Origin of the sequence: Catellatospora sp. TT07R-123 (assembly GCF_018327705.1) — a bacterium.
Lineage (GTDB): Bacteria > Actinomycetota > Actinomycetes > Mycobacteriales > Micromonosporaceae > Catellatospora.
This window is the reverse complement of sequence record NZ_BNEM01000002.1, coordinates 4,392,620-4,406,659: the sequence shown is the minus strand read 5'-3', so window position 1 is coordinate 4,406,659 and position 14,040 is coordinate 4,392,620. Positions and strand designations below refer to the sequence as shown.

Genomic DNA, 14,040 nt, shown 5'->3' with positions numbered 1-14,040 from the left:
CACCATGCTGTGTCCCGGAAGCTCCGGTGGACAGCACCACGACGCCGGAGTCTCGCGCCGGTTGCTCCGTGACGGGATCGACCGATCGGGACCGTCGGCGTGGTATCGACAACTCGGGGGAGTGAAAGTGATGGCAGAGCAGGCACGCGGGATGATCCGCGTCGGCATCGTCGACGAGCAACCGGTCACCCTGCAGGGCATCCGGTTCGCACTGGAACAGGCTGAGGACATCACGGTCATCGTGGCCGCGACCACACTTCAGCAGCTTGACGCGAGCACGCTCGATGTGCTGCTGGTCGATGCCGACCTGGTCGGCGGTTTGCCCTTCACTGCATTGGTCGATCTCATGTCGTCGTATGCCCGGGCGGTCGTGACCTCCTCGGCCGGCTTCGGCCCGCAGATCCAGACATGCCTGGCTGCCGGTGCTGTCGGCCACCTGGACAAGGCGAGCGAGCTGGGACGGTTTGCGGAGGCGGTCCGAACGGTCATGGCCCGAGGCAGGCTTGAGGCCTCGCAGCCGCCGAGCCCCACTCTGGGGCTGTCGACGAGGGAGCACGCGGTGCTTTCGGCCATCGCCGACGGGCTGACGCACGGCCAGATAGCCCGGCGACTCGGCATCAGCCAGAGCACCGTCGACACCTATGTCAAGCGTGCTCGGGCCAAGCTGAACGTGGCCAACAAGGCGGAGTTGACCCGCGCCATGGTGGCCGGTCCGCGCGGCCGCCGCGCCTGATCGACGGTTCGGCGCTTCCACCGGGCCCGCGTGCCCGGATCGGGGAAGCGAGCCGCGACGACATCGCGGCCCCGCCCCGCACCGCAGGCCACCGTCGTCCTGCAGCCATTTCCCCCACCCTGAATGGAGTACCTGTGAAACTGCGGAACATCGCGGCCTCCACCGTCGCCGCCGCCCTGCTCACGGTGCTGACCGCGCCGATGCCCGCTGCCGCAGGCGACATCGGGCCGCTGTGCGTGGACGAGGTCAGCGCAAATGCCCAGGTGACTCAGCAAACCCTGCCACTGCCTGAGTGGGCCAAGAACACCATCACCGTGACCTACAACGGGTGCCACCGGGCGGTGCGCGCGTATATCCACTGCAACAACTTCCCGTTGGGTACGTATTGGGACTTCGGTACGAGCACGTACAACGTCGGCTCGACCAGTGCAGCCATGTGCGACACGCCCGCGTGGATGAGCTACGGCTACGAGTACAAGGATGCTGCCGGAACCTGGATCCGGGTCCGCAAGGGCTGATATCACTGCGGTGTCAATAGGGCCGGTGCGGTGCCGTACGCCGATATACCGCGATACTCCGAAAAGGCTGCTTCGCAACAATCGCAGCAGCAGAGAAATACGTTCCCGAATTTGCGCGGCTGGGGTATAGTCCACAGCCGATCGATCTGCCAGCTCTCTACGTCATGGAGGCTTTATGTTTAAGCGTCGCCTGATCGCGCTGCTCACGGCAAGCGTTCTTGCCGTCAGCGGAATTGCTGGCCTGGTTGTTTCGACCAGTGCTTCCGCGAGCCAGTCCGCCGTCGCCGACGGCGGCCCCAACAACAGTGACTACAACTGGTGCGGCTGCTGATTCACGCTGCTGTAAAAGGTCACGCCGGCTGCCGAATGGGCAGTCGGCGTGACCTTGCGTCACAATTCAGCGAGAGTGCGGCGAATGAACCCCTCCAGTAGAGTGGGCCGTGGTTGGCGGACCAGCCGCAGCGCCTCCGACAGGGTCGCGCGGGCCCGCTCGATGTCCCCCCGCTGCTGATGGCAGATTCCCAGGCCCCTCAAGCTCTGTGCCTCACCCGGCCGGTCTCCGAGTGCCCGGCAGGTGGCCAGTGCCTGCTGGAAGCCCGCCTCCGCCTCCTCGATGCGGCTCTGCCGCAGCCGCAGCATGCTCTGCCAGAACAGCACCTGGGCGTAACCCTGCCGCGAACCCGTGTTCTGGTAGATGACGAGCGCCTGCTGGAAGCACTCCTCCGCCGCGTCGTCCGACCCTAGGTCGAGATGGGTCTGGCCGATGTTACGCAGGACCCAGGCCACACCGCCGTGGTCCCCGGCCTCACGCAGCACCGGCAGCGCCTGACCGTAGCGGTCCAGCGCAGTCGCCCGGTCCCCGCGGAAGCGGTCGATCATGGCTACCAGCGCCGTCGCGTTGGCCAGGCCGTAGCGGTCGGCGATCTGTTCGAACATGTCCGCCGCCTGCCGGTAGAGCTGCCACGCGCGGTCGTGTTCGCCACGGTCGGTGCAGACCCCACCCAGACGGTGCAGGATCGCGGCCTGCCCGCGCACATCGCCTGCGGCCTGCGCCGCGGCCAGCGCGACGTCGAGCACGCTCTGCCACTCGTCGAAGTAGCGCAGCATCTGGAACAGCAGCGATGTCGTGCACGCCAACTCCCAGCACGCCGCGCCTTCGCCGTCGCGGGCCGCGCGCCGCATCGCGGCCACCACGACGTGTCGTTCGTGCTCGAACCAGGCCAGCGGTTGCGCGGCGACGGCGTTCAGGATCTCGTCGTCGACGTCCCAGCGAGAAGTGGTGCCCCAGATATTCTGATATGCGCCACCATAGATGGCCCGATATGCGGTGTCCGCGAGCAGGAGGCAGGCACCGAACAGCCGCGCCCGAGCGGCCACAAGCTCCGCGTCGGACTCCGCAGCGCCGACGTTGCCCTTCGCGAACAGCCGGACCAGGTCATGCAGGCGGTAGCGTGGAAAGCCCGCGATGTCGTACTGCCGCGCCTCGATCAGCTGAGCATCGAATAGCTCCTCCAGCACGTCCTCGGCCGCGTTGACGGACAGCCCCATGAGCGCGGCGCAGGCCCAGACCGTGACGTCGGGCAGGTCGAAGTCACCGAGTCGGCGCATCAGCTGTCGCGCGTGTGCCGATAGCCCGGTGAAGCTCAGTGCGATACTGGCTCGGACGTCGAGGTGGCCGTGCGCGAAGTGGTCGAGCCTGCCCCGTTCGTCCGACATCAGGCGGACCAGCTTCTCGATGTTCCAGTGCGGCTTGGCGGCGAGCTTAGCCCCGACCACGCGCAGGGCGAGCGGCAGGTAGCCGCAGTGCCGCGCGAGATCCCCCGCCGCCTCCGGCTCCGCCTGCACCCGTGGCTGCCCCGCGATGCGCTCCAGCAAGCTGGTCGCCTGGTCCACCTCGAGCACCTCCAGGCTCAGCATCCGGGCCCCGAGGGTCGCTCCCAGCCGGGCACGGCCGTTGACCAGGACACCGCAGGACGGGGTGCCCGGGATCAGCGGCAAGACCTGGTCGTCGCTGCGCGCGTTGTCCAGAACCACCAGCACCCGGCGGTCGGCCAGCAGGTCCCGGTACAGTTTCGCCCGCTCTTCCAGGGTGGTCGGGACGGACAGCCCGTCCACCCCCAGCGCCCGCAGGAACCTGCCGATTACGTCGGAGGTCCCCAGCGCCTGGGTTTCGTCGACACCGTGCAGATCGGCGTACAACTGCCCGTCGGGGAACTCCTCCCGTAGGCTCTGGGCGGCGCGAACGGACAGTGCCGTCTTACCCACCCCACCCGGGCCGGAGACGGCCACCACCGCCACGTTGCCGGTCGTCCCGGCGGTAAGAACCTCGCGAATGACCGCGATCTCGTAAGCCCGCCCGACGAAGTCCCCGATGGTCGGCGGCAGCAGGCGTGGCACGCCGACGGTGAAGTCGGCGGAGGTCGCAGCCGCCGCCTCCTGGATCGTGGGCCGGCTGACCTGGACCGCAGGCGTTTCGGATGGCACATGGTCAAGCGCCTGGGTGCCATGCAGGATGGCGACGTGCAACTCCTGCAGGTCGTTGCCCGGATCCGCGCCCAGTTCGTCGCTGAGCCAGCGGCGGCAGGTGTCATAGATGCGCAACGCGTCTGCACTGCGGCTGGCTCGGTGCAGCGCCAGCATTGCCAGGCCGACCAGCCGCTCGCGCGCCAGGTTCGCCGAGGCCGCCTCCATAAGTTCGTCCACGACCTGGTAATGCCGCCCAAGCTGCAGTTCGATCTTAAAGAGATCCTCGGTCGCGGTCAGTCGTGCAGACTCCAGGCCGCGGCAGAGCGCGTTGTAGGAGTCCCCGGCCAACCATCCGCCCAGCGCAGGTCCGCGCCAAAGATCGAGGGCTCCCCGCAGTGCGAGCCGGGCGTCCTCCGTTGATCCACCGCGGCGCCAATCGGTCGCCATCGCTCGGAATTGGTGGGCGTCGACCGACTGGGGAGATATGCGAAGGATGTAGCCGCTGCCATGAGTTGCCAGCTCGCAGCCGACATCCCCGCGCCGAGTCAGGGAAAGGATGTTTCTCAGTTCCGATATGCGGCTCTGCACCACCGCGCGGGCGTTTGAGGGCGGCGAGTCGTCCCACAGCAGATCGATCAAGCGGTCACTGAGGATGAGGTGGTTCGCCTCCAGCGCGAGAATGCCCAGCAGCAATCGTTGCTGCCGCCTCGCGAACGAGATCGGCAGGCCATCCTGCCATGCCTCGACTGGTCCAAGAACTCGGATTTCCACCGCGTGTCCCCCTGCCGCGCGCTTGCGGCATAACGTATCACCGTGGCGGTAGCCACGTGCAAGAAGCATTGGCGGACTTAAGCATCCGATCGCGATGGTCCGACCTGGACCTCCAGTCGGCACACGAACATCATAATTAAGCCGGCGGACCACTCGCCTCTTGCGCGCGGACCGTAGTACGCCCTCGTGGCCGCCAAGCGGGAAGATCGGGCCGTGATGGTCTTCGAGGGAGGCTCAGGTGCGTGAGATGGAGCCCCCGCATCGGGCTCGGGCTGGCGGGCGGGCCCGAGGAGTTGGTGCGCATAGATCCCGCCGAAGGCGAGCACTGCCATGTATAAGCGTTGGAAAGCGAACGCCCGACGGTTGATCTCGGCCTCCGACAACGCCATGTGCGTCATGGCTGCTCGACGAAGTCCTCAAGAACACCCCGACCGTGACCAGAGCGTGGGTGGACTCTGGAGTGCGCCACGAGGCGCTGCATGACCGTGTGGAGGTGAAAGGACTCCACCGCCCGGCTGTCGTGGCAACCGGGTGAACGCTGGGGGCAGCCTGATCCGGGAGACGCCGGGGAGGGCGGCAAGCAGCCCCGACAAAGCCGGGACGTGCTGGTACTGCCAGACGGTACGGGTCCGGCAAGCGGAGACGGAAAGGCGTACGTGAGAAACCGGTGTGTAAAGCCTCTTCAACGACCCACCAGCTCGAACCTGGCGGATGTGGGCTGGGATGCGGTGCGCACCGTCCGGCGTGGCCGGTCGGGAACTCCTCATCGGGATTACCGGTTCCTGGGTGGGAGGCCACGGTGAAGGCCCACGGCGTAATCGTGGCGATGCCGCAGGGGCAAAGCTGGACGCCGACCCCGTCGATCGGCATGTGGTGAACGTGGGAACCGCTCGGTGTCGCCGTCGTCCCGCGCGGCCAGCGCGGGAACGGGCAGGCGCGTCGTCTGCTGATGGCGCCGGGTGGGACGGAGGCCCCGTAGTAGTCGCGGGCGTGACGACCCGCCGTGGAGGTCGGGAGAGCCGGCCGCAAGACGAAGGGGGCCAGCAAGTCGGCAGTGCGGGGGTTGGAATGTCAGGAGTGCGCCGGTGAACACCGACGAACTGGAGTCGGCCCTGATGCGGCCGAGATCTGGGTACTGAAGATCCAGACCAAGCTGCACCAGTGGGCCCGTGATGATCCTCATCGCAGGTTCGACGATCTGTTCAATCTCGTCGCCGATCCCGCGTTCCTTCTGGTGGCGTGGGACCGGGTGCGGAGTAACAAGGGTGCCCGCACGGCCGGGGTGGACGCGGCGGGCCGTCCGCTGAACCTGGTGTCGGCCTTTGGGTGCTGTCCGGTAGCCTGGGTGGGCGCGGGCTGCTAGCTCAATGGCAGAGCTGTGGACTTTTAATCCATAGGTTCGGGGTTCGAGTCCCCGGCGGCCCACCACTTTACCTGCGGAAACGCGTTTTATTCATAGCTTGGCGTGAATAAAACGGCCCTTGCTACTCCGATGCTGCTCCAACTGCTCCTCCAGCGATTCGGGCTATTCCGAAGAAGTCTGGCAATTTGCCAGCCGCACCTCGACGCCACAAGATCGGTGGCGTCGAGGTGCGAACGGTCCTTCGGAAGCATCCAGCCACCGCCACCTGGCCAAACGAACATATGTTCCACAGATTATCCACAGGGTGTGGACGAAGGAGTCGTCGTGCCGACGGTTCGGCGGCGGGATCCGAACGGTCGGCACGCCTGGGTGATGGCTACACGTTCTGCTTAACGCGGCGTCTGCGCTTGAGGACGTTGGCGGTGTTCTCGGCGGTAGCCCGCTCGAGTTCGCGGAGCAGCGAGGTGTAGATGTCGGCGGTGATGGCGATGGTGGAGTGGCCAAGCTGCTCCTTGATGTCCTCCATCTTCGCACCCCCGGCCTTGGCGTAGGTAGCGGCGCCGTGTCGGCCGTCGTGGATGCCCACGGGTGGTAGGTCCGCCTTGCGGACGTTGCGTTCGAAGCGTTCGGAGACGGTGTCGGGGTGCCAGGCGCTGCCGTCGGGCTGGCGGAAGTAGAGGTCCACGTAGATGGTCTTGTAGCCGCCGCCGTCGACGGGGGTGGTGACCGGGACCGTGCGCGGCCAGGCCGGCCCTGCGGTCTCTTCCCAGTGGGCGCGCAGGATGTTGTACGTCTGGAAGTCGTCGATAGTGTCGGAGTCGAGGGCGAGTACGCGGTCACCGGTGCGAGTTTTGACCGGTTTGTAGATCGGCCTGTACTTGTGCGTGGCGATCTGGTGGGTGATGGTCGCGCTGGCTTCGTCGAGGTCGATCTGCGGTCTGCTGATGCCGACGGCCTCGCCCCGGCGTGGGCCGCGTCGTAGGACGAACGCGTAGAGCGGGTAGAGCTCGGGGTCGTGTTCCTCGGTGTAGTCGAGGTAGGCGGCGGCCTGGTCGGGGGTCCAGACCATGACGGGGTAGGGGACGATGCCGGTCTTGCGCCATTCGCGGACGCGGGCGTCGGTCCAGAGGCGGGCTTTGGCTTGTTCGGCGGTGGGTAGCTCGACGTGGCGGGCGGGGTTGAACTCGATGTAGCGGTACTTGCGGATCGCGTCGTTGAGGGCCTTGCGCAGGGTGGCGCGGATGCGGGTCATGGTGGCCGCGCCGATCGGCTTCTTGCCTTTGACGCTCGCCCGGACCAGCCGGTCGGGGCTGGTGCGGGCGGCGTCGATCTCGACGTTGCGGGCGACGATCTTCGCGTACATCTCGTCGAGGTGGGTGACGTTGAGTCGGTCGAGGCGGATCTTGCCGAGGTGGGGGATCAGGTAGTTGCGGATGTGGCCGTCGTAGCCGCTGCGGGTGTTGTCGTCCATGACCCGCTCGGTGATCCAGCGGGTGAGGTAGTCGGCGACGGTGATGCTGACGTTGGCTGGTATGCCCGCGCGGACCCTGCGGGCGACGGTGTCGCGGTCGGGCAGCGGGGTGCCACTGGGCACGGCCTGCAGCATGGTGGCGATCTCGTCGGCGAGCAGTGTGTCGTCGCCGGCCAGCATGAGCAGGTTCTTGGCGTGGTCGCGTTCGGCGACTGCGGCGTCGCGGCTGTTGCTCGCGGCGGGGCTTCGGCGCAGCTGGCGGCGCTTGTTGTCGCGGGTCCGTGGGAGTTCGAGCTGGTAGATCCAGGTGCCGTGGGTGGTGTGCCATTTGCCGTCGGAGCGGCGCAGTCCGGGGCACCGGGCATTGAGTCGTTTGCCGTTGGTGTCCTTGCAGGTGCACCACTTGTTGATGGTTCCTTCAGCGGTCATGACTGTTGCGCTTTCTGTCGGGCGGGCTGCGGATTTCGGATCCGCGGGCGGTGTTGATCAGGGCTCGACTCAGCGGATTGATCAAGTCGCGGTGGTGGCGTCGCCGGTGGGCAGGTGGGCGGCGGCGAGGATCGCGGCGACGGGAACGCGCCAGCCGCCGCCGACTTTGATCGCCGCGACAGGGAACTCGTTGTCGCGGGCGAGGCGGTAGGCGGTGGCCTGGGAGATGCCGAAGATTCGGGCGGCGGTTTGCAGGGTGGTGAAGGTCCCGAGGGCGCGGATCGCGTCTTCGGTCCACTGGTCAGGTGAGGGCATGGGTGTGCTCCGGTGGGGGTGATGGGGTGAGTTCAGCGAGCCAGCGCAGCAGGGGTGGCAGGTGCGGTCGGGCCCCGTAGGCCAGCAGAGTGCCGTCGGCGGAGTGGCAGCCGATCGAAGCGGCGCGGCTACGACGCCACGGCGATGCGTGAGATCGCCGAGCAACTGGGCATCACCAAGGCTGCGCTGTACTACCACTTCGAGAGCAAGGACGCGATCGTCACCAGTCTGTTTGACGGACTCCTGCGCGCCCTCGACGAGCTTCTCGACGCCGCCGCCGGGCAGCCGCCGTCGGCGCAGCGCTCGTCCGACCTGCTGGGCGGATGGCTCGCGCTAACCGCAGGGCAGGCGCTGCCCGTCATCAGGTTCGCGGCGGCGAACCAGACCGTGCTGCGTACCGCGCTGTCGACCGGCCGTGAAGGTGCGACGCAGCGGTTCGAACGGGCGACGCAGCTTATGCTCCGCCCGGATGCGTCGCTGTCCGACCGACTGCGTGTACGGACTGCCTTGCTCGCTGGGCACGTCACCGTGCTGGCGGCGCGGGGCACGGACGCCGAAGACGCCGATATCCTTACTTCCGCCCTAAGCGCGGCAGCGTCGCTGACTGCTGGCCTGTTTCCTGCCCCGATGTTGCCGGATGTTACCGGGCACACGTGATCAGAGTGGTCAAGATGGACGTGGAAGTCGCCGGGTTGGCGGCCCTGTTGCCAGTACTCAGCTGCGGGAATACCGGGCCAGTTCAAGTTGTCAGCAACCGCTATGTCCATCCAGGGCATGTCATCCGTGCCTTGAGTTCCATGGTGATCTCCACAGCGTGAATATGCTTCTCGCCTCTACGGCTACTTTCAGGGTATTCCGGATGAACAGGATCAAAGCACTTCAAACTTGCAGAAATAGACTGGTCCGGCACGTGCGGGTGACCCGCAACTCGGCCGGATTCTGCCGCAAATTGGCGGCTGTTCCTGCGTAGGCGGATGACTTGGGCCTGCTGACGTCGGTGTCCGGCCAGGTCCTGCTCTCGCATACGCGGGGTGACCCGAGTGTCATAGTGGCCGCCCCGGCCCCGGATCCGGTTCGCGGTGGCCTTGACTGTGAGCAGCGCGCGTTAGCGGCGACCACGGTGCCGCTCAGGGATCTGCTGTCGAGGTGGGCGCCGGGGTTCAGGCCACCAAGGCGTGTGACGACGTGGCGGAACGGTGGGAGCAGAAGAGCAGGTGACATGGGAGGCAGCCCGCCTGGGGAGGACCAGGCGGGCCACCGCGTTTCTCATCACGCATCCGGGCTTCGAACGGTCGCGGACCTGGCGCGACGCACGTGGGGAGTGCCGCGCAGCCACGCGGGTGACGGCCAGCTCAGGCATGTCGTCGTAGATGGTGGCAACGCGATGCGGTCGATTGGTTCGCTCGTGCGCGTGCTTGCACGGCTGCCAAAGGTGGAGACAGAGTGAGCTATGGATCGGTGGACCCCACTTAATGAGCGGCAGTTGACGGTCTTGCGGCTGGTTGGCGATGGCAACGATCTCAGCGCCGCTGAGCTCGCCGGGCAGCGTTTGACGGGTCGCGCGTTGGCCAGCCGGCGCCTGGTGACCGTCAGCCGCAAGGGCGGCGGTTGGTCGGCGGTGATCACGGATGCCGGACGGCACTACCTGCAACACGGCGGCTATCCGAACCGGCCAGTAGGCAAGGATCCCGAGTTGAAGGGAAACCCGCTCAAGGAGGCAGGCGATCTAATCCGTCGCCTGCAGGAGGCGCCGGACCGGATCCTGCGTATCGAGGCCCCCGACGCGGCCAGCCGCCGCACTTTTCGCCGGGCCATCCACGCCGCCCAGAGCAACAGTCTCGTGCCCGACGGATACCAGCTGCAGCACACCGGTCGCGACCACGGTGACATCGTCATCCGCCTGGCCGACACAGCCCAGTCCGATGACACCGCTTGGAACCGGATCCGGCTCAACGCCCGCCACCAGATACGTCATCCGGAGCAGATCGCCGCCGCGCTGAGAAGCCAGACCGGCTGGTGCCTGGTAACGGAACCGGCGCGCGAAGACGCCGTCACCTTGGCGCTGTGCCTGGTCGACGAGGCACGCCGGGCCGGCCACGAGGTCGAGTTGAACACCAAGGGCCGCAATCCGCGGCTGATGCTCACCATGCACGGCATCACCCGTCCGCTGCACATCAGCGAGGAGTACGACAAGGTCCCCCATCAGCCCACGGCCGAGGAGATCCGGGACAACAGGCGCAACCCCTCGATCAACAAGATCCCCGAGTTCGACTCGGTGCCCTCAGGGCGCATTCGCATCCTCATGCAGCGCTCGTACGACAAGCGCGAAGAGTGGACTGGGCTGCGGCCCCAGACATTCCGGGCCCGTGTTCGCCAGCTGCTCGACGACATCGAGACCGCTGACGCCGAGGATCGCAAGCGGCGCGAGGAGCAGCGGCGCGAGAACGAGCAGCAGATGGAGAAGTGGCAGCGGCAGGAGGACGACAAGCGCCGCCGCTGGGAGACGGCCATCGTCTCCGCCCGCCGTAAGGCGGTAGCCAAGATCCGGCAGGACACCTTCAGATCAGCGTTCGACGCGTGGACCCGGGCGCAGGAACTCCGGCGGTTCTGCACGGAACTGCAGCAACTCGCCGACAGCGGCACAGGCGCTGGCGACCTTGTGAAGTGGATCGCCTGGGGCAATGCCGAAGCGGAACGTATCGACCCCACTGTCGAACCGTCGTCGTTGGCAGGCGTGCGCTTCGACGTCGACCCGGGTCCTGACGACCTGCGCGCGTTCCTTGAAGGGTGGAGCCCGCACCGCCCGGACAAAGAGTACCGATCCGGCAACCTTCCTAATGATCCGCGAGAGTCGTACCAGAACCCCTGGCATCCCGGCCTCGCCGGCAAGAAGCAGTGGTGGCGGCAGTAGGTATCGCCACCGCGAGAAGAAAGTGAGCGCCGCTCGGCGCGGTATCGTGCGGGCGACGAAACATCTACTGGTGGAGATGGGCTGCCATGCGGGTTGATCCCTCGCAGTACGTCGTCGGAGACGAGTGGGCTTACCGGGCGCGCGACAACGCGCCGTCCGAGCGTGTACGCATAGTTTCGGTAACGCCCGGCAAGCAGAGCGTCCGGGTCGAGGTCGCCTTCTCGGACGACCCGCAGCGCAAGAGCGAAACCGTTCCCGGCAGCCGCTTGCGGGTCCGGTGGGAGGGCGTCGAGGCGTACGACGCGCTGATGGCCAACTGGCAGCGTATCGACGACTGCGTCCTTGACGAGGTCGAGCAGAGCTGCGTCGGTATGGTGTTCGAGCTTCTGGTGCCTGCTGACATCGCGGAACTGGAGTGGTCATCGGTGCGCGACGCCACCGGGATCCGGGACCTCGAAGGCCTCGCCAGCCTCATCGGGCTCAAGACCAAAGAGATTCTGGCCGCTGGGCCGTGGTTCGAACATGACGGCGCGATCATGCTCTCGCGCACCGGAACGCTCGCGATTGCCGAGGCAGCGTGTCGGCACACCCCGATGCCGGTGCTGAACTGGGTCGTCGAGCAGGAGACCGAACTACGCCACAAGTGCAAGCACGGCTCCGAACGCAGGAACTACCTGACCGGCGAGCCTGAGACGACATCGCCCCAGTGGGAGTACCACTGGTACCTGAGCCACCACCGACCGCGGCACGAACTGCTCCGCCAGTGGTGCGGGCACCGGGCGGTGACCTTCCAGGAACGCCTGATCGCCGCCGAAGCCGAGGCCCGCCGACTCGACCTGCTGGTGACCGAACTCATCGCCGCGCTCGAACGCGCCGGGGACAAGACCAGGGCCATACATTTCAGCGACGAGCACGAACAAGACCGGATAACCCCGGAGAAATCCCGACCCGTCGTCGACCGGCCGCTCGACCTGTCCGAAATCCCCGTGCGGGAAGTTCCCCGCCGACGCCGATGGGGTGGCTGATGCGCCGTAGCGGCAGCACTACCGGCTGCCCGAGGCTGCTTCCCTCCGCAACGACGCAACGTATGGCCCGTACCTGAACCGCGGCCGCCAAGATCGTGGTGCGCCAACTGTCGGCCCGTCGGGCTACCGTCGCGTTGACTTCAGGAGCGTCCGCTAGGCCGCCACCTGGGGTCGTAACATCCCTGGCTACCTCCACACGCCCCGAAGGTGAGCACCCCATTGACTTCTGCTGTTGTCATGAGCGCATCCCTCTACGATGACAACCCGGCGTTGGAAGACCTCCTAGGCTTCGACGCAGTCGCAGGGGTCGTAGCCAGAATCGTGTCGTCGGGTGGTCTCGACCCGGTGACGGTAGGAATCCACAGTGCCTGGGGTGGCGGGAAGTCAACCGCCTTGAATCTCATCGACAAGGAGCTTTCAAAACACGGGAACATCCTCGTGGTACGCATCGATCCGTGGGAGTTTCAAAACGCTGAGGACATGCGCGGTACTCTCATCGCGCAGGTGCTCGACTGCCTTCAGACTTATGTGAACGGGCAGAAGTCACTCAAGGACAAGGCCGCGGAACTCGGCGGCAAACTGAACGATCTCCGTAAGCGAATTGCCTGGGGGCGTGTAGCCAAGGCTCTCGTCAGTAGCGCCGTAAGCGTGTCACTTGACCTAAACGGCCTCGTCGATGCCCTGACGCCGAAGGAGAAGACGAGCGACGCCGATGAGGTCATGCAAGGGATGGCGGGCTTCAGGCAACAGTTTGAGCAGCTCATGAAGGCTATCGATGGCCTTACTCGGGTGGTCGTGCTGGTTGATGACCTGGACCGGTGTCTGCCCCCGACGATCATGGCTACCATGGAGTCGATCAAGCTGTTCCTGTCAGTGAAGAAGATGGCTTTCGTGATCGCCGCTGATCAGGACCTGATCAAGGATGGCGTCGAACTGGAGTTGCGCGGGTCGGCACGTGGAGGGTTCGCGAAGCTTTACACCGAGAAGATCGTGCAGATCCCGGTCACGCTGCCGCAGCTGTCCCTTGAGCAGGCCGAGGCATACATCGCACTGCTCCTGTGTAATTCCGGCTCGATAACCGGTAAGCGCTACAAGGAGATCATCGCTGCCTCTGGGGTACGCCGCAGGGCGGGCAAGGCGCCCTACGTTGTTGTCGACGAGTCGAAGAGTGAGCCCACCGTCGAACAACTGTCGCTTGCCCGCAGCATCGCTTCCGGCCTGGCGGCCGACGTGTGGAGCAGCCCGCGCGCGATCAAGCGGTTCTTGAATGCGATGGCGGTGCGCGAGCACCTGGCTACCCTCGCTGGCGCAGAGCTGCGGCTGGATGTCCTGGTGAAGCTGTACCTTCTCGAGCTTCGGTACTCGGAGGCGTTTCAGACTCTTGCTGGCAAGGGTAAGGCTGAGCGCAAGCTGCTCGTCGGCGCATGGGAGGACTGGGCTCAGGGCAAGAAGGGTGCTACCGCGCCAGAGGGTGTCGGGGACACCAAGGCGTGGGCTGCTCACGCTCCCTCGCTGAGGGACCAGGCAGATGCGGTTGATCGCTATCTCAGTGTCGCCTCGACACTCAAGAGCGACGTCCGGTTCGGCGGCGCGGTCAGTGCGGTTCAGCTCGAACTTATCGAGCTGCTGTGCGATCCGTCGGAGTCGACGCGCAAGGCGGCCGTACAGCGAGTTCTGGGCTTGCCGGCCGCAGATCAGGACACTGTTGTTCAGGGACTCTGCGACGCGCTGTCTCGCACCGACGACGCCGGGTTCATCATCAACTCGCTTCAGCTGATTATCGAGGGTGAACAGCGCCACGCTCAAGCTGCCGCGCAGGCACTGACCGCGCCAGCTGTGCTGCGAGCGATTCAGACTCACCACGTTGTGTTCCTGGCGAAGCTCCGCGACGTGCTGACTGCGCTGGCTGAGACACCGGGCATCGATGAGCGCGTAGCGAGAGCGGCCAGCGAGGAACTCCTCGAAGGGCGCTTCTGACGATGGGGACATCAGGGGCTTACGGCGGCAGCGGCGCGAACTCATGGGAGGCGGTGCACGA

Annotated in this window: 11 protein-coding genes and 1 tRNA gene; 9 read left to right on the top strand and 3 right to left on the bottom strand. The window is 66.1% G+C overall.

Translation table 11 applies throughout. The features are described from left to right. The first annotated feature begins 130 nt into the window (after positions 1-130). The 3 genes from Cs7R123_RS39470 (at position 131) to Cs7R123_RS39460 (ending at position 1,582) form a co-directional block, all read left to right on the top strand. The gene (locus Cs7R123_RS39470; RefSeq protein WP_212834274.1) at positions 131-733 is read left to right on the top strand and encodes a response regulator transcription factor; all 603 of its coding nucleotides are present in this window, start codon (positions 131-133) and stop codon (positions 731-733) included. 134 nt (positions 734-867) lie between these two features. Beyond that, the gene (locus Cs7R123_RS39465) at positions 868-1,251 is read left to right on the top strand and encodes a hypothetical protein (protein WP_212834273.1); all 384 of its coding nucleotides are present in this window, start codon (positions 868-870) and stop codon (positions 1,249-1,251) included. A gap of 175 nt (positions 1,252-1,426) precedes the next feature. Continuing rightward, entirely contained in the window at positions 1,427-1,582 is a 156-nt protein-coding gene (locus Cs7R123_RS39460; protein WP_212834271.1) for a hypothetical protein, read from the top strand. Between the two features lie 59 nt (positions 1,583-1,641). On the opposite strand, the gene Cs7R123_RS39455 is transcribed toward Cs7R123_RS39460, so the two are convergent. Next, positions 1,642-4,488 (bottom strand): AfsR/SARP family transcriptional regulator, encoded by a 2,847-nt coding sequence (locus Cs7R123_RS39455; RefSeq protein ID WP_212834269.1) that lies wholly within the window; start codon positions 4,486-4,488, stop codon positions 1,642-1,644. A 1,003-nt stretch (positions 4,489-5,491) separates the two neighbouring features. Here Cs7R123_RS39455 and Cs7R123_RS40610 point away from each other — a divergent pair. Both Cs7R123_RS40610 and Cs7R123_RS39445 read left to right on the top strand, forming a co-directional pair. Further along, on the top strand, positions 5,492-5,851 hold the full coding sequence (locus Cs7R123_RS40610) for a hypothetical protein (RefSeq protein ID WP_244872432.1): 360 nt from the start codon (positions 5,492-5,494) through the stop codon (positions 5,849-5,851). Next, a tRNA-Lys gene (locus Cs7R123_RS39445) sits at positions 5,842-5,916 on the top strand. The genes Cs7R123_RS40610 and Cs7R123_RS39445 overlap by 10 nt, the downstream gene beginning before the upstream one ends. A gap of 311 nt (positions 5,917-6,227) precedes the next feature. On the opposite strand, the gene Cs7R123_RS39440 is transcribed toward Cs7R123_RS39445, so the two are convergent. Both Cs7R123_RS39440 and Cs7R123_RS39435 read right to left on the bottom strand, forming a co-directional pair. Continuing rightward, positions 6,228-7,751, bottom strand: a complete 1,524-nt coding sequence (locus Cs7R123_RS39440; RefSeq protein ID WP_212834267.1) for a tyrosine-type recombinase/integrase — start codon at positions 7,749-7,751, stop codon at positions 6,228-6,230. 81 nt (positions 7,752-7,832) lie between these two features. Further along, on the bottom strand, positions 7,833-8,066 hold the full coding sequence (locus tag Cs7R123_RS39435) for a helix-turn-helix domain-containing protein (RefSeq protein ID WP_212834265.1): 234 nt from the start codon (positions 8,064-8,066) through the stop codon (positions 7,833-7,835). Between the two features lie 54 nt (positions 8,067-8,120). On the opposite strand from Cs7R123_RS39435, the gene Cs7R123_RS39430 reads away from it, so the two are divergent. The 4 genes from Cs7R123_RS39430 to Cs7R123_RS39415 all read left to right on the top strand — a co-directional run bounded on the left by Cs7R123_RS39430 (position 8,121) and on the right by Cs7R123_RS39415 (position 13,979). Further along, a complete protein-coding gene (locus Cs7R123_RS39430) occupies positions 8,121-8,723 on the top strand; it encodes a helix-turn-helix domain-containing protein (protein WP_280517354.1) in 603 nt (200 codons plus the stop codon). A gap of 826 nt (positions 8,724-9,549) precedes the next feature. Further along, positions 9,550-10,977: a hypothetical protein gene (locus Cs7R123_RS39425; RefSeq protein WP_212834261.1), complete on the top strand. Its 1,428-nt coding sequence runs from the start codon at positions 9,550-9,552 to the stop codon at positions 10,975-10,977. A gap of 86 nt (positions 10,978-11,063) precedes the next feature. After that, positions 11,064-12,002: a hypothetical protein gene (locus tag Cs7R123_RS39420; protein ID WP_212834259.1), complete on the top strand. Its 939-nt coding sequence runs from the start codon at positions 11,064-11,066 to the stop codon at positions 12,000-12,002. Between the two features lie 237 nt (positions 12,003-12,239). Further along, complete coding sequence (locus tag Cs7R123_RS39415; protein ID WP_212834257.1) at positions 12,240-13,979, top strand: P-loop NTPase fold protein; 1,740 nt, start codon at positions 12,240-12,242, stop codon at positions 13,977-13,979. Positions 13,980-14,040: the final 61 nt, after the last annotated feature.